This is a genomic window from Neobacillus sp. MER 74, from assembly GCF_023714155.1.
This window is the reverse complement of sequence record NZ_JAMAUV010000008.1, coordinates 185446-206816: the sequence shown is the minus strand read 5'-3', so window position 1 is coordinate 206816 and position 21371 is coordinate 185446. Positions and strand designations below refer to the sequence as shown.

The 21371-nt window shown below is 39.2% G+C and carries 20 protein-coding genes; 3 read left to right on the top strand and 17 right to left on the bottom strand.

What is annotated here, in order from left to right; all coding sequences use genetic code 11:
- Positions 1-64: 64 nt before the first annotated feature.
- Complete coding sequence (locus tag M3610_RS15710) at positions 65-553, top strand: LiaF transmembrane domain-containing protein (protein ID WP_251460338.1); 489 nt, start codon at positions 65-67, stop codon at positions 551-553.
- 30 nt (positions 554-583) lie between these two features.
- Here M3610_RS15710 and yihA read toward each other — a convergent pair whose 3' ends face one another.
- From yihA to M3610_RS15645, 13 genes are all read right to left on the bottom strand, one after another.
- Positions 584-1165, bottom strand: a complete 582-nt coding sequence (yihA, locus tag M3610_RS15705; RefSeq protein ID WP_098574262.1) for a ribosome biogenesis GTP-binding protein YihA/YsxC — start codon at positions 1163-1165, stop codon at positions 584-586.
- Positions 1165-3489: an endopeptidase La gene (gene lon / locus M3610_RS15700; protein ID WP_251460335.1), complete on the bottom strand. Its 2325-nt coding sequence runs from the start codon at positions 3487-3489 to the stop codon at positions 1165-1167. Before lon ends, yihA begins: the two co-directional genes overlap by 1 nt.
- Positions 3490-3722: 233 nt before the next feature.
- Positions 3723-5390 carry an ATP-dependent protease LonB gene (lonB, locus tag M3610_RS15695; protein WP_251460332.1) on the bottom strand — a complete coding sequence of 556 codons (1668 nt, stop codon included), beginning with the start codon at positions 5388-5390 and terminating at the stop codon, positions 3723-3725.
- Positions 5391-5657: 267 nt separating this feature from the next.
- A complete protein-coding gene (gene clpX, locus M3610_RS15690) occupies positions 5658-6917 on the bottom strand; it encodes an ATP-dependent protease ATP-binding subunit ClpX (RefSeq protein ID WP_026563401.1) in 1260 nt (419 codons plus the stop codon).
- 539 nt (positions 6918-7456) lie between these two features.
- A complete protein-coding gene (tig, locus tag M3610_RS15685; protein WP_251460329.1) occupies positions 7457-8734 on the bottom strand; it encodes a trigger factor in 1278 nt (425 codons plus the stop codon).
- 168 nt (positions 8735-8902) lie between these two features.
- Complete coding sequence (locus M3610_RS15680) at positions 8903-9928, bottom strand: tetratricopeptide repeat protein (protein ID WP_251460326.1); 1026 nt, start codon at positions 9926-9928, stop codon at positions 8903-8905.
- A gap of 111 nt (positions 9929-10039) precedes the next feature.
- Positions 10040-10453 (bottom strand): group I intron-associated PD-(D/E)XK endonuclease, encoded by a 414-nt coding sequence (locus tag M3610_RS15675; protein ID WP_251460323.1) that lies wholly within the window; start codon positions 10451-10453, stop codon positions 10040-10042.
- A 560-nt stretch (positions 10454-11013) separates the two neighbouring features.
- A complete protein-coding gene (locus M3610_RS15670; RefSeq protein ID WP_251460320.1) occupies positions 11014-11529 on the bottom strand; it encodes a metallophosphoesterase family protein in 516 nt (171 codons plus the stop codon).
- Entirely contained in the window at positions 11529-12137 is a 609-nt protein-coding gene (locus M3610_RS15665) for an XTP/dITP diphosphatase (protein ID WP_251460317.1), read from the bottom strand. Before M3610_RS15665 ends, M3610_RS15670 begins: the two co-directional genes overlap by 1 nt.
- A 406-nt stretch (positions 12138-12543) precedes the next feature.
- Positions 12544-13299: a ribonuclease PH gene (rph, locus tag M3610_RS15660; RefSeq protein WP_251460454.1), complete on the bottom strand. Its 756-nt coding sequence runs from the start codon at positions 13297-13299 to the stop codon at positions 12544-12546.
- A 123-nt stretch (positions 13300-13422) separates the two neighbouring features.
- Positions 13423-14481: a GerMN domain-containing protein gene (locus tag M3610_RS15655; protein ID WP_251460315.1), complete on the bottom strand. Its 1059-nt coding sequence runs from the start codon at positions 14479-14481 to the stop codon at positions 13423-13425.
- A 149-nt stretch (positions 14482-14630) separates the two neighbouring features.
- The gene (racE, locus tag M3610_RS15650; protein ID WP_285851254.1) at positions 14631-15425 is read right to left on the bottom strand and encodes a glutamate racemase; all 795 of its coding nucleotides are present in this window, start codon (positions 15423-15425) and stop codon (positions 14631-14633) included.
- 15 nt (positions 15426-15440) lie between these two features.
- Complete coding sequence (locus tag M3610_RS15645; protein ID WP_098574284.1) at positions 15441-15890, bottom strand: MarR family winged helix-turn-helix transcriptional regulator; 450 nt, start codon at positions 15888-15890, stop codon at positions 15441-15443.
- Positions 15891-16097: 207 nt separating this feature from the next.
- Here M3610_RS15645 and M3610_RS15640 point away from each other — a divergent pair, with 207 nt between their 5' ends.
- A complete protein-coding gene (locus tag M3610_RS15640) occupies positions 16098-16400 on the top strand; it encodes a HesB/YadR/YfhF family protein (protein ID WP_098574286.1) in 303 nt (100 codons plus the stop codon).
- Between the two features lie 424 nt (positions 16401-16824).
- Here M3610_RS15640 and gerE read toward each other — a convergent pair whose 3' ends face one another.
- The 4 genes from gerE to M3610_RS15620 all read right to left on the bottom strand — a co-directional run bounded on the left by gerE (position 16825) and on the right by M3610_RS15620 (position 20461).
- Positions 16825-17049, bottom strand: a complete 225-nt coding sequence (gene gerE, locus M3610_RS15635) for a spore germination transcription factor GerE (RefSeq protein ID WP_026563391.1) — start codon at positions 17047-17049, stop codon at positions 16825-16827.
- 220 nt (positions 17050-17269) lie between these two features.
- On the bottom strand, positions 17270-18031 hold the full coding sequence (gene sdhB / locus M3610_RS15630; RefSeq protein ID WP_026563390.1) for a succinate dehydrogenase iron-sulfur subunit: 762 nt from the start codon (positions 18029-18031) through the stop codon (positions 17270-17272).
- A 15-nt stretch (positions 18032-18046) separates the two neighbouring features.
- Complete coding sequence (gene sdhA, locus M3610_RS15625) at positions 18047-19795, bottom strand: succinate dehydrogenase flavoprotein subunit (RefSeq protein ID WP_251460313.1); 1749 nt, start codon at positions 19793-19795, stop codon at positions 18047-18049.
- Between the two features lie 57 nt (positions 19796-19852).
- Positions 19853-20461, bottom strand: coding sequence for a succinate dehydrogenase cytochrome b558 subunit (locus M3610_RS15620; protein ID WP_098574290.1), 609 nt, complete (start codon positions 20459-20461; stop codon positions 19853-19855).
- Between the two features lie 442 nt (positions 20462-20903).
- On the opposite strand from M3610_RS15620, the gene M3610_RS15615 reads away from it, so the two are divergent.
- A complete protein-coding gene (locus M3610_RS15615) occupies positions 20904-21347 on the top strand; it encodes a YslB family protein (RefSeq protein WP_251460311.1) in 444 nt (147 codons plus the stop codon).
- The last annotated feature ends 24 nt before the right edge of the window (positions 21348-21371 follow it).

Genomic DNA, 21371 nt, shown 5'->3' with positions numbered 1-21371 from the left:
TATGTACAGTACCAAAAAAATGGACAAGATTCAAGAGAACCTTACTGGAAGTGTGGTGTTTTTAATGAAGAATCAACGAATTTTTCCTGGGATCATTCTTATCGGCTTTGGTGCTTACTTTCTGTTGCAGCAAACCGGCATAACTATTTTTCAACAATTTTTCACATGGCCGACACTACTGATTATTGTCGGAATTGCTTTTCTAGGTCAGGGGTATTCTGCACATGACTATGAGGCAATTCTTCCAGGGGTCATTATGGCTGGCTTCGGACTCCATTTTCATCTGGTCGGCAAGATGTCCTTTTGGCCAAGTAACACGATTGGAATGCTAATATTAATTATTTCTATAGGCTTTTTCCTGCGCTTTCAAAAGACGAATACTGGTTTATTTCAAGCATTCCTTTTTCTTATTTTAGCTGTTCTTCTCTTATTTTATGATAAAATTACAGCATATTTTGATTTACTCCAAAACGGAATGAGTTTCGTGTGGAAATTTTGGCCTGCCCTGCTTATTGTTATGGGTATTTATTTTTTACTGAAGAGAAAAAAATGACGCCTGGCGTAAATGCCAGGCGTTTCTTTTTCACATATAGCTCTTTAGTGCTGACCATGCTTCATCTTTTCCAAGTCCAGTTTCAGAGGAGAAAAGAATCATTTGGTCATTTTTATCAAGGTCTAATGTCTCTCGGACAACTTTTAAATGCTTTTGCCATTTTCCCTTTGGAATCTTATCCGCCTTTGTTGCGATGATAATACATGGGATCTCATAATGCTTTAAAAAATCATACATCATCACATCATCCTTTGATGGTGGATGTCTAAGGTCAACAATTTGCACAGCTGCTCTTAGTTGCTCGCGTGATGTAAAATAGGTTTCGATCATTTTCCCCCAGGCTGCACGCTCTGATTTAGACACTTTCGCGTAGCCGTAACCTGGAACATCCACAAAATGAAGCATTTCATTTATTAAGTAGAAATTAAGCGTTTGTGTTTTTCCTGGCTTGGAGGAGATTCTTGCTAGACCTTTTCGATTAAGCATTTTATTGATAAAAGAAGATTTACCAACATTGGATCGGCCGGCAAGTGCAAATTCAGGTAAATCTGTTTCTGGGTATTGTTCTGGCTTTACAGCACTGATGACAATTTCTGAACTAACTACTTTCATTATACTTCACCTTCTAAAAGGGCATGCCTCAAGACTTCATCCACATGGGAAACAAGGACAAAATCTAGTTCATTCCTTACGCTTTCTGGGATATCGTCAATATCCTTTTCATTATCTTTTGGAAGAATAATCTTCGTCAATCCGGCTCGATGGGCACTAAGGGTCTTTTCTTTCAAACCGCCAATCGGAAGGACTCTTCCTCTTAATGTAATCTCTCCTGTCATTCCTACTTCACGGCGGATAGGTCTGCCGGACAATGCGGATACCAGTGCTGTTGCCATGGTGATCCCTGCTGATGGTCCATCCTTTGGAACGGCACCTTCAGGCACATGTATATGGATATCATATTTTTCATGGAAGTCTTCTTCAATCCCTAGTTCTTCCGCTTTTGAACGGATATAACTAAACGCAGCTTGCGCGGATTCCTTCATAACGTCGCCAAGCTTCCCAGTTAATACGAGTTTCCCTTTACCAGGAGCTAAAGATACTTCAATCTGGAGTGTGTCTCCACCTACGGTTGTATACGCTAACCCCGTTGCTACTCCGACCTGATCTTCGCTTTCTGCCATTCCATAATGGAATCTTGTTTTTCCTAAAAACTCTTCAATATTCTTGTCAGTAATGATGACGCGCTTCTTTTCACCGGAAACAATAATTTTTGCGGTCTTCCGGCAAAGAGTCGCCATCTGACGTTCTAAACTTCGAACGCCTGCTTCCCGTGTATAGTAACGAACGACTTTTAGAATCGCATCATCGCGGACTTGGAGAACTCCCTTGGAAAGACCATTTTCCTTCATTTGTTTTGGAAGCAAATGATCTCTACAAATATGAACCTTTTCAAGTTCCGTGTAGCCGGCAATTGTGATAATTTCCATTCTGTCTAATAATGGTCCAGGAATGGTTGATAGGTTGTTGGCGGTCGCGATAAACATGACCTTTGAAAGATCATAGGTTTCTTCTATATAATGATCGCTAAAATTACTATTTTGTTCTGGATCTAGAACTTCCAGCATGGCACTCGAAGGGTCCCCGCGGAAATCACTGGACATTTTATCAATTTCGTCAAGTAAAAAGACAGGGTTAATGGTACCTGCTTTTTTCATTCCTTGGATGATTCGCCCTGGCATCGCCCCGACATAAGTCCTGCGATGGCCGCGGATCTCGGATTCATCACGTACTCCGCCAAGCGATACCCGAACAAAATGTCGATTGAGCGACGACGCAATCGAACGAGCCAGGCTTGTTTTACCAACCCCTGGAGGTCCTGCTAGACAGAGGATTGGTCCTTTTAACGAGTTGGTCAGCTTTTGAACAGCCAAATATTCGAGGACACGTTCCTTTACCTTTTCAAGACCATAATGGTCCTGATTTAAGATTTTTTCAGCACGGCTAATGTCAATGTCATCCTCCGTTTTATTCGACCAAGGGAGACTAATCAGCCAATCGATGTAGTTTCGAATCACAGCACTTTCTGCTGAACTAGACGGAACCTTCTCATATCGATCTAGTTCCTTTTGTGCAGCTTTTAGCACATGTTCAGGCATGCCTGCTTGTTCAATTTTTTTCGTAAGCTCGGCAATTTCACCGGTTTTGCCCTCTTTATCGCCCAATTCCTTTTGTATCGCTTTCATTTGCTCACGTAAATAATACTCTTTTTGTGTCCGTTCCATCGAACGCTTGACACGCTGACCAATCTTTTTCTCTAAATTTAAGACTTCTTTCTCGTTATGAATGATATCAATTACTTTGTTTACTCTTTCTTTGATATCTGTCGTTTCCAGAATTTCTTGCTTTTCCTTCAACTTAATTGGTAAGTGGGAGGAAATGATATCTGCCATTCTGCCAGGCTCTTCAATATCTGCAACAGATGCATAGGTCTCTGCAGAAATTTTCTTCGATAATTTTATGTATTGTTCGAAATAGTCAAGCATGGTTCTCATTAGGGCTTGATCTTCGACATCCTTTGTCACTGGGTCATCATAGGTAATGATTGTCACCGCATAGTAGTCTTCTTCATCATGAAAGGAAGTGATTTCCCCACGGTTTAAACCTTCTACCAATACTCTTATCGTGCCGTTTGGCAGTTTAAGCATTTGTTTTACTTTTGTTAATGTACCTATCGTGTATAAATCCTCTTCAGAAGGGTCATCAATGGAAACCTCCTTCTGAGTGGTTAAGAAAATTAAATGGTCATCTACCATTGCTTTTTCAAGTGCTTGTACTGATCTTTCACGTCCAACATCTAAATGCAGGACCATGGTCGGATAGACGAGCAATCCTCGAAGCGGCAGGAGGGGGACGATCAATTCGTTCTTTTTCGTCAAATTACTGCACCTCCACATGCAAACAATTTTTCACTGCAAAATCAGAATGGTCTTTGTACAATTCTATCCTATTTATTTTTAAGTGTCTATTTTTAGAGAATGCAGGTGATTTTCTCTTTTCAGCATACGTTTATTTTCCCCAATCATTCCGAATTCTTTCTATAATGATGGGAGAAATCTTTTGACAAAAAAAACTTCGGTTTGTCTGATGGGCCACAAACCGAAGTTTTTCATTAAATACTCTCTTTTTTAGATAGTTCAATCGATGCAGGGATCGCGTCTATTCTTTGATAATCATTGACTAGCGCAATCTCGAATACTTCATGTAGGTGGGAAACCGGAACAATTTTTATTCCATCAATTTCATTTAAGATGGTCTGCATATTTTCTTCTGGAATGATCACTGTTTTTGCGCCTGCTTTTTTCGCGGCTTTTACCTTTGGATACACCCCGCCAATCGGTTTGACATTTCCATGGATACTAATTTCTCCCGTCATGGCCACGGTGTTATCGATTGGAATTTTATAAATCGCTGAATAAATCCCCGTTGCCATAGCAATTCCTGCCGATGGGCCGTCGATTGGAACACCGCCCGGGAAATTCACATGGATATCAAAGTCGTTCGCTGGGACACCCATTGATCGTAACACGGTAATTACGTTTTCAATGGAACCGCGCGCCATACTCTTTCGGCGAATCGATTTGCCTTGTCCGCCGATACTTTCTTCATCAACTATCCCTGTGATATTGATGGTCCCCTTATCTTTTGCAGGAATGACGGTCACTTCAATTTCTAATAGTGCACCGGAGTTCGGCCCATAAACAGCCAAGCCATTCACAAGACCTACATGGGATAAATCATTAATTTTACGTTCCATTCTTGGGGACATTTGGCTCGCATGGATGACCCACTCAATATCTTCATCCTTGATATAATTTCTTTCTTCCGTGATCGCAAGTCCTGCCGCAATTTGGATTAAATTCACTGTTTCGCGCCCATTCCTTGCATAGTTCGATAGTGTATTGACGCCTGTTTCGTTGATTTGCAGGTTCACTTTTTGGGCAGCCTTATTCGCAATTTCCACGATTTCTTCCTGAGTTAAATCCCGGAAGAATACCTCCATACATCGGGACCGTATCGCAGGGGGAATTTCACTTGGTGTCCTTGTCGTTGCCCCAATTAATCGAAAATCAGCTGGCAGGCCATTTTTAAAAATATCATGGATATGGGTTGGGATTTGGTTATTTTCCTCATGATAATAGGCACTTTCAAGGAAAACCTTCCGATCCTCTAATACCTTTAAGAGCTTATTCATTTGAATTGGATGCAATTCTCCGATTTCATCGATAAAAAGGACCCCGCCATGTGCATTGGTCACTGCCCCTTGCTTTGGCTGTGGAATTCCGGCTTGTCCCATGGCCCCCGCTCCTTGATAGATGGGATCATGGACCGAACCGATTAACGGGTCGGCAATTCCTCTTTCATCAAATCGTGCGGTCGTTGCATCTAGTTCAATAAATACAGATTCAGGTTTAAAAGGTGATTTACGATTTTTTTTTGCTTCTTCTAATACAAGGCGTGCAGCTGCTGTTTTTCCAATTCCAGGCGGTCCATAAATGATCACATGCTGGGGATTTGGTCCACATAGTGCTGCTTTTAATGATTTAATTCCATCTTCTTGGCCGACAATATCTTGAAAGCTTGAAGGCCGTACTTTTTCCGCTAATGGTTCTGAAAGTGAAATAGATCTCATTTTGCGAAGCTGCTCCATTTCCTTTCGGGATTCCCGATCAATGGATACTTTTTGTGTACGCTGATTCCTAAGCAAATTCCAAAAATACAGCCCAATAATGATTCCGAAGAATAGCTGTATAAATAAGGCAATCCCCGTCCAACTCATACATTTCCCTCCTGCACTTCAACTTTTTACTAAATATATATTAATAAGTATTTCCTGCAGTGGGTTGGAATAAACCACATATTCGTAAGAAACTGTTTCGGGAGATGGGGCGGAGAAATTGGATTCGCTCATTGAAGGATGAGATTCGCTCATTGGACTATGAGATTCGCTCATCAATAGAGAAAATTCGCCCATTCATCCTGAAAATTCGCTCATTACCAATAAAAAGCAAAAAAAGGCCTGGCTAATGCCAGGCCTTATGCACTATTATGCAGATTTTTCTTCAGCAACGACGGTTCCGTCTTCTAATAAGAGTTTTGGAACACCATTGTTAATAACTGTTTCTTTGGTAATGACACACTTGGTAATGTCATCACGGGAAGGAAGGTCAAACATAACATCCAACATAATTCCTTCAATGATGGAACGTAAACCACGTGCACCAGTTTTGCGTTCAATTGCCTTTTTGGCAATTTCAGTCAAAGCTCCCTCTTCAAATTGAAGCTCAACATCGTCGATTTCAAGCATTTTTTGATATTGTTTAACAAGCGCATTTTTCGGCTTCGTTAAAATTTCAATCAATGCTGCTTCATCTAACTGCTCGAGGCTCGCAATTACTGGAAGACGTCCGATAAATTCTGGAATTAATCCAAAGCGAAGTAAGTCTTCTGGTAGTACTTTTGATAGAAGTTCTTTCTGTGAAACTTCCTGCTGTTTAATATCGGATCCAAAACCAATTACTTTTTGACCTAAACGGCGTTTAATAATTGGTTCAATGCCATCAAATGCTCCACCGCAAATAAAGAGGATATTTGTTGTATCGATTTGGATAAATTCTTGGTGCGGGTGTTTTCTTCCACCTTGTGGGGGAACACTTGCAACCGTACCTTCAAGAATTTTTAATAAAGCTTGTTGAACGCCTTCACCAGAAACATCTCTTGTAATCGATGGATTTTCTGATTTTCGGGCAATTTTATCAATCTCATCAATATAAATAATCCCTTTTTCTGCCTTTTCTACATCATAATCAGCAGATTGGATTAATTTTAATAAAATGTTCTCAACATCTTCCCCAACATATCCAGCTTCCGTTAGTGAAGTAGCATCGGCAATAGCAAATGGTACATTCAAAATACGAGCCAATGTTTGGGCAAGTAATGTTTTTCCACTTCCTGTTGGTCCAATCATACAGATGTTACTCTTAGCAAGTTCAACATCATCAATTTTGCTATTCGAATTGATACGCTTGTAGTGATTGTATACTGCCACTGAAAGTGATTTTTTTGCTTGATCTTGACCAATAACATATTCATCAAGAATTTCACAAATTTCCTTCGGCTTTGGTACATCTTTAAATTCTACTTCTTCTTCTGTTCCAAGCTCTTCCTCAACGATTTCGGTACAAAGTTCAATACATTCGTCACATATGTAAACTCCAGGCCCGGCAACCAATTTACGAACTTGGTCCTGTGTTTTACCACAGAAGGAACACTTTAATTGACCTTTTTCATCATTAAATTTAAACAAATCCTTTCACCCCTTAAAACATGTTAGTAACATATGCAAAGCAGCGAATTACACAAACAAAGTCATGTTTCTCTCTAATTATTAAATAGTATGTATGTTGCATTGTAACACAGAATGCCAATGGACTGGAAATAATAAGCTTAAGGTAAATAGTTTTCCGTTTGTTTGTGTAATTCATTTTAAAACACTTATGTATTCTTTAATCTTAACCATTACGATAAAAATAAATCTTAAAGCTGTATGGAAATTATTTTATATTTTAATTCGCCTTGGTCGAGATGATTTCCTGCCCATTGTTAAAAATGTTCCCACTTCTTATTATAATATGTATTTGTAGAAATGTATAAAACAAGGCACGATATATATCGTGCCTTGCATGAAACAAGTTAATTGTCTAGCTCCAGTGACCTGCGACTAGTGTACTTCGCTCTCCTCCTACGATAAGTCAACATCGAATCGCTAACGCTCTTCGTTTTCCTTTATCTTGTTCGGAGCGCTCCAGTCCATACGTCGCAAAACGGTCACTTCCGCTTTTCTAATTACTTCTTGTTTTCAACAAGAAAGTCTACTGCTTTTTTAAGTTTAAGGTCTGATTGGATACCTTCAAGTCCACCTAGAGCTTGTTTAATGCTATCAACAGTCATGTTGTACATGCCAGCCATGTTTTCAAGTTCAGCATTAACCTCTTCGTCAGTTACTTCTAGGTTTTCAGCCTTAGCAATCGCTTCTAGTGTTAAGTTCACACGTACGCGGGTAACAGCTTCTTCCTTCATTTGCTCACGTAAAGCATTTTCATCTTGACCTGAGAATTGGAAGTATAATTCAAGGTTCATACCTTGCATTTGTAAACGTTGTTCGAATTCTTGAAGCATACGGTTTACTTCGTTAGTAACCATCACTTCTGGAATTTCAACTTCTGCATTTGCAGCAGCTTTTTCAACAACAGTATCACGTAAATGGTGCTCAGCTTCGTGCTTCTTGCTGTTTTCTAAACGAGTTTTGATTTTCTCTTTAAGCGCATCTAATGTTTCAACTTCATCATCCACATCTTTAGCAAACTCGTCATCTAATTCAGGAAGTTCTTTTCCTTTAATTTCATGAATAGTTACTTTGAAAACTGCAGGCTTACCAGCAAGTTCAGCTGCATGATATTCTTCAGGGAATGTTACTTCCACGTCTTTAGATTCACCAGCAGCTAGTCCTACTAATTGCTCTTCAAAACCTGGGATAAATGATCCAGATCCGATTTCAAGTGAATGATTTTCAGCTTTTCCGCCTTCGAAAGCAACGCCATCAACGAATCCTTCGAAATCTAGAACAACTGTATCGCCGTTTTCTACTGTACCTTCTTCTTTAACAACAAGTTCAGCTTGGCGCTCTTGAAGAGTTTTTAATTCGTTAGCAACATCTTCATCAGTCACGTTTGTATCTAATGCTTCTACTTCTAAACCTTTGTATTCGCCTAATGTTACTTCAGGCTTAACTTGAACAGTAGCTTTGAAGATAAGTTCTTTGCCTTTTTCCATTTGCTCGATATCGATGTCTGGACGGTCGATTGGCTCGATTCCAGTTTCGTCAATTGCGCTTCCATATGCTTCAGGAAGAAGAATATCTAATGCATCTTGATATAGAGATTCTACGCCAAAACGCTTTTCGAACATTTGACGTGGCATTTTTCCTTTACGGAAACCTGGAACGTTAACTTGCTTTACAACCTTTTGGAATGCCGCGTTTAAACCTTCGTTTACTTTGTCCGCACTTACTTCAACAGTAAGAACGCCACGGTTTCCTTCTAACTTTTCCCATTTTGCTGACATACATTTTCCCTCCAACAATCTATTCTCATATCATTCGTAACGAATTTGAGTAGTTTGGAAATCACTTTCTATCAAAGCTAATTTCCTTTTTTTAAATGTAAAATATAGTTTTTTACACAATGCAACCACTACATTATAACATAGGATTGATTTCTTTCAACAGCGAGCCTATATATTAGGATAAGAAATTTTCTCAATTTCCTCAATTTTTGAGATAGCTTCTTCGATTTCCCGCACAGATACACCGTATTCCTTGGAAAGATCATCCATACTTGTATTTATCCCCATATAATCTTGTGCCAAGTAGTGAAAGGCGGCGGCCCACGCATGAGTACTCTCGGGCTCTAATTCGAACGGATAGCTTATAAAAAAATTACGCTCAACCATTCCGCATGTGTTTTCAAAAAGTCCAGGGTTTTCGCTTTCCAGATGAGATTCTAGAAGTGTTTTTATCTCACGCATTCTTGGTTCTTCTCTAACCTCAGGAAGTTGTGTTGGAATAACTTTCTTATCCATGCCAAATTTCCTGATCAAAAGTTCTCTATCAATTTCCTGCTCTTTTAAAAGAGTTAAGAGAATCGTTTTTAAAAATGGATGTCCTGCTTCCGCTTCTAAATAATCAGCAATTTCATGGAGGTAGGGGCGAATATTTTTCTCTGCTAAACTTGAAATGAGGAGCATTTGTTCGTTTAGATTCTCATTCGCAAATAGGTTTAACTCTTGGACCGTTTTTTCCTCTGGTTCATTCTCTTCAAGATCTAGTTGACGATTCTCTGCCATCCTTCGGCTGAACTGAAGGATGGTTAGAAAATGATCATGTTTTTCCGGCGGAATCTCTTTTTCTTCTAAAAGCGCTTCGACGGTTGACACAATTTCATGATATTCATGGAGTTGGATCAATACTGTCAAATAGAGGTCGACCATCTGAAGGTAATCACCAATCCCCTTATGGAGCATTTCCTTGGCGAGTGCTTTCGCTTTTTGAAAAGAAGCAGCTTCAAAATAAGCAAGTACCAGTCCAATCAAAATTTCGTCATTATCAGGGTCATATTCTCTTGCTTCTTCCAATAGATTGATCGCTTCTTTAAATTTTTTCTTCTCAAGGTTTTCGAGACCTTTGTCGGTTAATCTTTTTTCAAGGCCGGGAAAAAAGACTATATTATCTTTTCGTTTCACACGTTCCCTTTTTTTCATAAAAAAACCGTCCTTAGGATTGTCATGGGAATTAGTTTAGCATAAATAAAAGGTAAAAAAAAATAATGATTCGGCTCAGAAGTATGCAATTGTTCAGTTACTAATTTCTTGTTAAGGAACTTCTCGATAATTTTTTGCAAATTTTACATTTAGCATTTGATTATTCTTCGGTGTATCAACCCTTAGGCTAATAGATTTATGGAAGGATTTTGGATTAAAGTAATAGCATTCATCAGTTTGCGGACAATAAACGCAATAAATATCTATTTCACATTTGTCTATGAACTTGGTCATTACACCTTGGCTAGTACTATAAGACGAACTAAATCTTACTTCTAAAATTCCTTTTTTATTTAAATTTCTATATTTAACCTGTACTCTTTTAAAAACCTGATCTTTATAACCAACTAAATCAAATGGAGCATGCTCTGTATGGGGGAGTAAAATCATATAGCCCTTTTCATAAAGATCAACCTGAGCCTTTAGAACACCTAGGTCTCCTTTACTTTTAGTATGATGTTTCATTTTATTTCCACCCTTCAGCAATTTGCATAATAAAACAGAAAAAAACCCACTTATAAAAAGTGAGTTTTTTTCTCTAGTATGTAGTATAGCGTCCCAGGAGAGATTCGAACTCCCGACCCACGCCTTAGCTTACCACTATGACTTTCGTCACCAAACAATGCTGTTTGTGGTCTGGACTATATCTTCACCATTTCAGGTGCGACACGTGTAGTCTCTACGGAACCTCACGATAATCAAAATGATTATTTCTTAAAATCTCTACCACTGATATATCAGTCATTCAAGATTTCTCTTCCTTATGTAAGGCGTAAGTTTCCTCGGTATTACCATCAGCATAATCTGTTAAGGCTTCACCGATATAGTGTCGTCCACTTTATAGGTTCTTGTTTCCCTATAAAGGCTCCTATTTTCTTGAAGGGCGTTGCTCTATCCAGCTGAGCTACTGGGACATATAAGTTGTTTAAGACAAGATTTATTATATTATCATAAGATCAAAAAGTCAACACACTTTCTACTATTTTTTTAAAAAAGAAAAAAGGGAGAGGAATTCTCCCACTTAATTATGACAGGACAAACTCACGGGCTAGTTCCGTAACCTCCTGGCCACTTACTTCAAACACTGACATTTTAATTTTTTCATTCTCCAAATCCAGAATGATATAAGTCTTTTCAAAACGTTCCCTCGGCAGACGGATGCTGCCTGGATTTAAATATAAGATCCCATCAATCACTTCCGCACCGAGGACATGTGAGTGTCCGAAACAGGCGATATTCGCATTTACTTCCTGTGCTTTATATTTTAAATTCATCAAAGAGGTCTTAACGGAATAACGGTGGCCGTGGGTAATAAAAAACTTGCGCCCCGCCACTTCAGAAGTTTTCTCAAGTGGGTATCCTCCACCAAAATCACAATTTCCCATTACCGTTAGATAGCCGGAAATCGCTGCGTCATCCGAAGATAATTCTGAATCACCGCAGTGAATCATTAAATCGACCTCATCTAAATGTCTTTCTCTTATTACACGGAGTTCCTTGGTTAATCCATGGCTATCACTAACAATTAAAACCTTACTCATTATTGCTCCGCTCTTTCTAAAATTTCATCCAAGACCACATCTAGCTTTTTCAAGGCATTCGCACGATGGCTGATCTTATTTTTTTCTTCCGATGATAGCTCGGCCATAGATAAACCCTTCTCAGGCACATAAAAAACCGGATCATAGCCAAATCCATTTGTACCTCTTCTCGCTTCAAGAATTTGTCCTTCACAGGTGCCTGACACCGTTTCTGTTTCTTGCCCTGGAACTGCGACTGCCAAGGCACAGTAGAATCTTGCCGTCCTTTTCTCCTCAGGAATACCTTCTAATTCAGACAATACTTTATCGGTATTGTTCTGGTCATTTTTTGGTTCGCCCGCATATCGTGCTGAATAAATCCCTGGTCTCCCTTCTAGGGCGTCCACGATCAAGCCTGAATCGTCGCCAATGACCATCTGTCCAAGTGCTTTGGAGACCGAAACCGCCTTCAAAGTCGCATTTTCTTCAAAGGTTGTGCCAGTTTCCTCCACTTCAGGAATTTCTGGATAATCTAGCAAGGTGCGAACCGTAATCCCTCTTGACGAAAAGATATGTTCAAATTCCCTCGCTTTTCCTGGATTTTTAGTTGCAATAATAACTTCTTTCATTTCAATCGCCTCTTATTTTTTTAATAAATAGGCTGTGTTAAACTAGTCTGTTGACTTTTGCTCCAGGCACTTCGCTTTCCCCGGGGTCTCCCCTGCCCCGTACTCCCGCAGGAGTCTTCGTACCTTCCACTCCAATCAACAGAATTCCAAAAACAACATTAACCTTTAACACAGCCAATAAAAATTAAGTTTTATCAGATTATTATAGATAAACGGGAGTATATCATTCTTATCAAAGAGTATCGCTACCCTATCCGAGAGTATTTCACTCATATCCGAGAGTAACTCCACCCTATCCGAGAGTATTTCACTCATATCCGAGAGTAACTCCACCCTATCCGAGAGTATTTCACTCATATCCGAGAGTAGCGCGTCCTCCTTCTTACCTCCCTGAAACATAGATCACTTATTTCTGCCTTCTACTTTCAATCTTTTTGGTAATTTCTTCTCCCAGTACTGCTTTTTGGTGCTCAAATAGTTCCATTAGTCCTTCTTGGGCTGCACTAAGCAGGCCTTGGAGCTGTTCGTAGGAGAATGTCGCTTCCTCTCCTGTCCCCTGCAGTTCAACAAATTCTCCATTGCCCGTCATGACTACATTCATATCCACCTGGGCCTTAGAATCCTCAGCATAGTTTAAATCAAGGACCGTTTGATTATTTTGCAGGATACCAACACTTGTAGCTGCTAAATAATCAGTAATCGGGAATTTTGCAAAGGACTTTTTCTCAGAAAATGCATGTAATGCGAGTGCCATTGCGACAAAAGCCCCCGTGATTGAGGCTGTTCGGGTTCCGCCATCTGCCTGGATGACATCACAATCAATCCAAACTGTTTTCTCACCTAGTGCACTTAAATCGACTATTGCTCTAAGTGCGCGGCCGATTAGCCGCTGAATTTCCATCGTTCGACCGGAAACCTTTCCTTTGGAAGATTCGCGAATGTTCCTTGTTTCTGTTGCCCGCGGCAGCATGGAATACTCCGCCGTTATCCAGCCTTTGCCTTCCCCTCTCATAAAGTGAGGCACTCTGTCCTCGATGCTCGCTGCACAGATCACTTTCGTATTCCCTACAGAGATTAAGACAGATCCCTCTGGGTGCATTAAATAATTGGGTTCAATATGTATGGGTCTTAGTTGTAACGGTTCTCTACCATCAACGCGCACCATTACTACCTCCTTTTATTTTTGAATTGGTACATTCATATTCATTAAATACCAAATAAAGAAGAGGCGGCATCTAAGCCAACCTCTTTCATTGTCCCTATATAGTATAACAAATATTTTTTTTTAAAAACTACCTGTATTGACTTTTTCTGGTCGAGTTACAGGTTCAGTTAATTTCTTCCCGCTATCATTTTTAAGATCTGCCTTACCCTTAACTTGAATAGCTACTTTTTCTACGCCCTCTTGTTCAGTAAGGGAAAGCACTAATGCATCTAATAAATGCTGTGAAACTTCTTTTTCCTTAAAGCTTCCAAAAATATTTTCATTAAAGTTCAAAGTGACTTTTCCATCTTCATATTTCGGCGCCTCAAGGAGCTCAACATCTGACATAAACTCAGAAACTAGAGGTGATTTTTCACTTGGACCTTTGATTAATTCATTAACAACTGCTACATAGTTATCTTTTTCGCTATTGCTGACCCGGCGTGTGACTGGTACATAATAATAAGAGCCTTCTTCACCGCCAATATAGTAAACCGTAATAGGTTTGGTATTAGTAATATCCGTCACATTCGAAGTATCCAGGTTGATACCGGTTGCTCTGGAGAGATTTTCGCTAATGGGTGTTCCGTTCACAGGCATTTCAGTTAAATCGTGACCATTCATTTTTAGCTTGACAGTTTTTACATTATCAAATTGTGTCAGTGTCCAAGTGACAGATTGGAGAATTTTCATCTCATCTTCCGCTTGATAATTTTTAAACTCTTTTGAAAAGTTAACCGTTGCAACGCCCTCTTTATCAATATTTACAGAAAGCTCCGTATCCTCTGGGAGAACAGCCCGGAAATCATTTGGGAGTTTATCAGTTACTGGTCCATTCGTCACTAAATATTCAAGTGCCTGTTTAGCAACCGAACTGGTTTTCGGCAGATCCAATGTTTGCGGAACGACATAGCCGTCTTTATCTACTAGATATAGTTCAGTTTTGACGGTGTTTTCCTGCGCTTCTTTACTTGTCTCTTTAGTTGTCGTTTTCTTACTTGTTGTATCATCCTTGATCGTCACACTCTTCGGCGGATCGATTTTCTTTTCTGTTTCTATCCCAAATAAACCACAACCTGAGAGTAGAACTGATGATGTAAGCACAGTCGACACAAGGATCTTTGCTTTATTTTTAGACATAACTATTCCCCCTAAGAAAGTTTGTACTACTATGTATACGAGCCTTCTAATAAATTAGACCGACTTACGGAAAAAAATAGAACAAAATTAAAAGGTGTCAGGCACCGCTCGTGGACATTTGTCCACGGGTGGTGCCTGACACCTTTGTATTATAGTTTAATTTTTTTGACGTCGATAATTGGATATCCCAGCCATTGTGAGGCGATTTTTGAGAATATTCTTCTTGAACCAGTGGTGTAAAATTCATGTACTGGATCATTCTCGCATGTATCTAATAACCCATTGTACTGAAGAATTGCACTTATTTCATGTGCTGTCTCGTCACCCGAACTAATAACGCTGACAGACTCACCCATGACCTGTTTTATCACGGGCTCTAACAGCGGATAATGGGTACAGCCTAAAATCAGTGTATCCAATTTTTCATTGAGCATCGGTTTGAGGGCTTCGTCGACAATTTTTTCCGCAATCGGACCTCCAAACTCGTTACTCTCAACAAGCGGAACAAATTTAGGACAGGCATGCGCTTTAACAAAAAGCCGACTATTTAATGATTTTAATGCTCTTTCGTATGCCCCGCTTTTTACAGTACCCTCAGTGCCAATAATCCCGATCCGATAATTCTTGGTCTTCTTAATGGCCGCACGTGCTCCAGGATTAATTACCCCTAAGACTGGAATCGGCAATTCCTTGCGAATCTCGTCTAACGCCGCAGCTGTAGCGGTATTACACGCAATGACGAGCATTTTAACTTTCTTCTCTAATAAAAAAGAGGTCATCTCCCATGTGAACCTCTTAACTTCCTTTGTTGTTCTCGGACCATATGGGCATCGTGCCGTATCTCCCAAATAAATGATTTTCTCATTTGGGAGCTGACGCATCACCTCTTTGGCAACGGTTAATCCGCCGACGCCAGAATCCATCACACCAATAGCTTGTTTCAAAACGTATCGCCTCTTTTAACGCATTTCCTGATGCAATTTCGTTAAGCTTTTTTGAAGAACATGAATTTCTTCCGGGGTGAAATCCACTAACACTTCTTCTAAGTAAACTTGACGCTTTTTAATTACTTCATCAATAATTCTTTTACCTTCTTCAAGCAAATGTATTCTCACCACACGACGGTCGTTTGGATTTTTCACCCGTTCTACGAGAAGATTTTTTTCCATCCGGTCAACAAGATCTGTCGTTGTACTGCATGCCAAGTACATTTTCGTAGAAAGTTCCCCAATTGTCATATCACCATCTTCAAAGAGCCATTGCAGGGCGATAAATTGTGGAGGTGTAATCGTATAATTACTTAACATTTCTCTTCCCTTTTGCTTAATGATGCCAGAAATGTAACGTAAATCCTTCTCAATATTTGCAACAATGTCCCCATTTGCCGTTTGTGAATTCTCGAGTTTCATCTCATACACTCCTATAAAAGCTTCTCTACTCCAAAACATTCATCTATTTAAAAGTAATGTTTCTCGTTGTCAGACTTTATGCTTCTTCTTATTTTCTACCTTTTTTGCTAAAAATTCAAGTTGAAACTATTAGAAAAATATTAGTTTGCCACACTTTGGAGTATAATAAAGTGGGAAAATGAATAGAAAGCCAAAGGTGAGAAAAGAATGGAAATTTTAATTAGCACGGCAGCACTAAACTGGTTTAAGGAAGAAGTCGAATTAAAAAAAGGGGATAAAGTAAAGTTTTATCCGAAGGTATATGGAAACAGTCCCGTCCAAGAAGGGTTTTCACTTGGTTTCACTGTGGATAATGATCCTTTTGATATCATTGTGAAATTTGAGGCAGAAGGTTTGTTATTTTATATTGAAGAAAGGGATTTGTGGTTTTTCAATCAACATGATTTACATGTCGACTATAATGAAGAAAAAGATGAAGTAGAATATAGTTACACCAAGTCGAAGTCGTAAATTCAAGGAAAAGTTCATGGTAAAATACAGTTCACCGAATAAAATTAGTCTCCAGATTAACAATAATCCTAGTGTTACTTATTAACACTAAATTTCAGTGTGGAGGGGTTACTTTGAATATAATTTACGGCTTATTCTCAACCTTACTTATACTAGGTTTTAGAGCAGTATTCGTATTAAGTAATCTATCCTCTTGGTTTCAAAGGATGGTAAGAATACCTGCTTTTAATTAAGCAGAGAAGTATGTTTAAGTACCATTAATCCGCATTGAAGACAGAGGCGTAATTTCACTCATGCCTGATAGGAAGGTTTTACATTCCTTTCGGCTAAAAAAAGGTAAGCATTTCGATTCGAATATGCTTACCTTTTTTATGTTTAATTTATTCAAAATTAAACCGGCCTCCAAGAAGGATGCCGGTCAATGTTAAAGTTCTAGTTCTCCCATTCGAAGGAGCTCTACAACTGCTTGTGAACGCCCCTTGACACCAAGCTTTTGCATGGCATTTGAAATGTGATTCCGAACCGTTTTTTCGCTTATAAATAATTCACCAGCGATTTCTTTCGTTGTTTTGTCTTGTACTAATAACTCGAATACTTCTCTTTCACGTTTGGTGAGTAACGGTTTATGATTATAAACATTCTCCTTCAAGTACTGTAACCCTCCTTGCCTTCGCCAGTTATGAACACGGGGTGGGTATATATTTAGTCAACATATCTTATGTGAACGATACAAATGTAGTGACTATATTTACTGACAGGAGAATGATTTTTATCAAAAAAAGCACCTCATACCTATGAACTTTTGTTTGCGGCGTAAATAAACGACAAAAAACCTTCTTTACCACATGAGAAAAGAAGGTTTTGCTTAATTACGCGTGGTCACTTCCAAAGAAGCTTCTAAACGCTTGAATAGTTGTATCACGGTTCAATGCAGCAATAGAGGTTGTCAATGGAATACCTTTTGGACAAGATTGCACACAGTTTTGTGAATTACCACAGTTTGCAAGTCCGCCATCGCCCATAATCGCTTCAAGTCGTTCTGCCTTATTCATAGCACCCGTTGGATGTGCGTTGAAAAGACGAACCTGTGAAAGCGGCTGTGCACCAATGAAGTTTGATTTACTGTTTACATTTGGACATGCCTCAAGGCAAACACCACATGTCATACATTTAGAAAGTTCATACGCCCATTGACGCTTTGTCTCAGGCATACGAGGTCCTGGTCCTAAATCATAGGTACCATCGATTGGGATCCATGCTTTTACTTTCTTTAAGGCGTCAAACATTCTGCTTCTGTCAACTTGAAGGTCACGCACTACCGGGAATGTCTTCATAGGCGCTAATCGAATTGGCTGCTCCAATTGATCGATCAGTGCTGAACAAGATTGACGCGGTTTGCCGTTGATGACCATCGAACAAGCACCGCAGACTTCCTCTAAACAGTTCATATCCCAAGTAATTGGGGTAGATGCTTGTCCTTTTGCATTGACAGGGTTTTTACGGATTTCCATTAACGCCGAAATGACATTCATATTCGGACGATAGGGAACCTCAAATTCCTCCTCATAAGGAGCAGTATTTTCGCTATCTTGACGTGAAATAATAAATTTCACCATTTTAGTATCAGACATTATTCCTACTCCCCCTTAACTTTTTGCGTAATTGCGTTCGCGTGGCTTGATTAATGAGACATCAACATCTTCATAACGGAAGGCCGGTGCGGAAGAACTGTCAACAAATTTCGCCATTGTTGTTTTTAAGAATTCCTCATCATTACGAGTAGGGAAGTCAGGCTTATAATGAGCACCGCGGCTCTCATTCCGGTTGTATGCACCAATCGTAATAACACGAGCCAATTGAAGCATGTTTTGTAATTGACGAGTAAAGGCTGCCCCTTGGTTGCTCCATTTAGATGTATCATTAATGTTAATTTTTTGGTAACGTTCTAATAGTTCTTGAATTTTCTCGTCAGTTTTTAATAGTCTGTCATTGTGGCGAACAACGGTTACATTATCCGTCATCCATTCGCCAAGCTCTTTATGGAGGATATATGCATTTTCATTTCCATTTAAGGACATAACAGCATTCCATTTTTCTTCTTGTTCTTTGACATGACGGTCAAAAACGGTAGAAGATACAGCATCAGAACTCTTTTCAAGACCTTTGATATATTTCACTGCATTTGGACCAACGACCATTCCACCGTAAATGGCTGAAAGCAAGGAATTGGCACCTAAGCGGTTCGCACCATGTTGTGAGTAATCACATTCACCAGCTGCAAATAGCCCTGGAATGCTTGTCATTTGATCATAATCAACCCAAAGGCCACCCATTGAATAGTGAACAGCCGGGAAGATTTTCATTGGTACTTTACGAGGGTCATCACCCATAAACTTTTCATAAATCTCGATAATACCGCCGAGTTTAACATCTAATTCATGTGGATCTTTATGAGAAAGATCAAGGTATACCATGTTCTCGCCATTGATTCCAAGTTTTTGATTTACACATACATCGAAAATCTCACGTGTTGCAATATCACGTGGTACAAGGTTTCCATAGGCAGGATATTTTTCCTCTAAGAAGTACCAAGGCTTTCCATCTTTATATGTCCAAACACGTCCGCCTTCACCACGTGCTGATTCACTCATTAAGCGAAGTTTATCATCACCAGGAATGGCAGTCGGGTGGATTTGAATCATTTCTCCATTCGCATAATAAGCGCCCTGCTGGTAAACGATTGATGCAGCAGAACCTGTATTAATAACAGAGTTAGTTGATTTTCCAAAAATAATACCAGGGCCTCCAGTAGCCATAATAACTGCATCGCCAGAGAAAGATTTAATTTCCATTGTTTTTAAGTTTTGAGCAACAATTCCGCGGCACACACCATCGTCATCAACAACTGCACCCAGGAATTCCCAGCCTTCATATTTCGTTACAAGGCCAGCTACTTCCTCGCGGCGAACTTGTTCATCCAATGCATAAAGCAGCTGTTGACCAGTGGTTGCTCCAGCAAATGCAGTACGGTGATGCTGTGTTCCACCAAAGCGTCGGAAATCAAGTAATCCTTCAGGAGTACGGTTAAACATAACTCCCATACGGTCCATTAAGTGAATAATTCCAGGTGCTGCGTCACACATTGCTTTTACTGGCGGCTGGTTAGCTAAGAAATCTCCGCCATATACTGTGTCATCAAAGTGAATCCATGTGGAATCCCCTTCACCTTTTGTATTTACTGCTCCATTAATACCACCCTGGGCACAAACAGAGTGAGAGCGTTTAACAGGCACTAAAGAAAATAATTCTACTGGTGTTCCTGTTTCTGCAACCTTAATCGTTGCCATTAAGCCAGCTAAACCACCGCCGACTACAATAACCTTACCTTTACTCATTCGTGACTCACTCCCTTAATCCAAAATCCAATATTTTTCCGAGCAATCGTTCATTTTTTATACAAAAGCTAGTAATGTCGTTACACCAACATAAGATAGAGCCAAGAAAATAACGATTGTCACGTATGTAGTAATCACTTGAGAACGAGGCGATACTGTAATGCCCCAGCTTACCAAGAATGACCACAAGCCATTTGCAAAGTGGAAAATTGCTGAAATGATACCAACAACATAAAATCCAAACATGAATGGGGATGATAGGATATCTTGCATCATTTGGAAGTTAACTTCATTTCCAAAAGCAGCAGCGATACGAGTTTCCCACACATGCCATGTGATGAAAATTAGTGTAATTACACCAGACACACGTTGTAGCATAAACATCCAGTTTCTAAAAAAACCATATTGACTTGCATTGTTTTTAGCTGTAAAAGCGATATACAGCCCGTAGATTGCATGGAATAAAATCGGTAAATAAATAATTACAGTTTCTAAAACATAGCGAAATGGAAGATTCCCCATAAAGTTCGCTGCTTTGTTGAAGGATTCTACCCCTTCTGTTGCATAGTGATTCACAATTAGATGCTGCATGACAAAGATCCCGATTGGAATAACACCTAGCAACGAATGCAATCTCCGATAAACAAACTCTCGATTACCCGCCATAAATTTACCCCCCTATAATGTTAAAAAAAATGATGTTCAGTTTCTATCAAATTAAATCCACTTTTGTCGAAACTTCGCATCACTGTGACAATAATGTGACAAGTTCATTTTACTCCCATCATCTAAGAGCGTCAAGAAAACGGATACACATTACTCGGATAAAACTAAAATTTTTTAAATATATTGATATTATAATAATTAATATATACTCGCTAAAAAAATGGGTCTTTTCTCAACATTTCTTGAATTCCTTCAATTAATTACCAAGAAAAAACGGTTGTTATTATTTCTTTATCGGGAATGATAATTATCATGGAAAACAAGGTAAGATATTGCAAAATAACAAAAAAATAAGCTAAATTTGATTCATCATAACTAGAAAAACTGTACTAAAAATTAACCAAAAATGTATATAATAGAATGATAGAAAGAGGGGAAGCTTGTGAATAATAGTACAGTTATGAATGAAACGATCGATATTGATGAACCTAGAACTATTTCTATCTTCGGATATGAACTAATCAGAGAAGTTCTCTTGCCTGAGATTTTAGGGAAAGACACACCTGAAATTTTATATTGGGCTGGAAAACGACTTGCACGAAAATATCCATTAATGGATTTAGAACAGATTATTGATTTCTTCGCCAAGGCCTCATGGGGCCAGTTAGAACTTGTGAAAGAAAATAAAACTGAGTTCCAATTTGAATTAATTAGTCCGCTCATTATTTCACGCGTTAAGTCAAAGGCTGAACATTTTTTCCAACTTGAAGCAGGATTCCTTGCTCAACAAATTGAATTGCAAAAAGAAGCCAACGCCGAAACCTTCGAACATCCAATAAAAAAATCCAATAAAGTTGTTTTCACAGTGAAATGGGAAAAAAACTAATTGAAAATGGTGTCAGGCACCGAA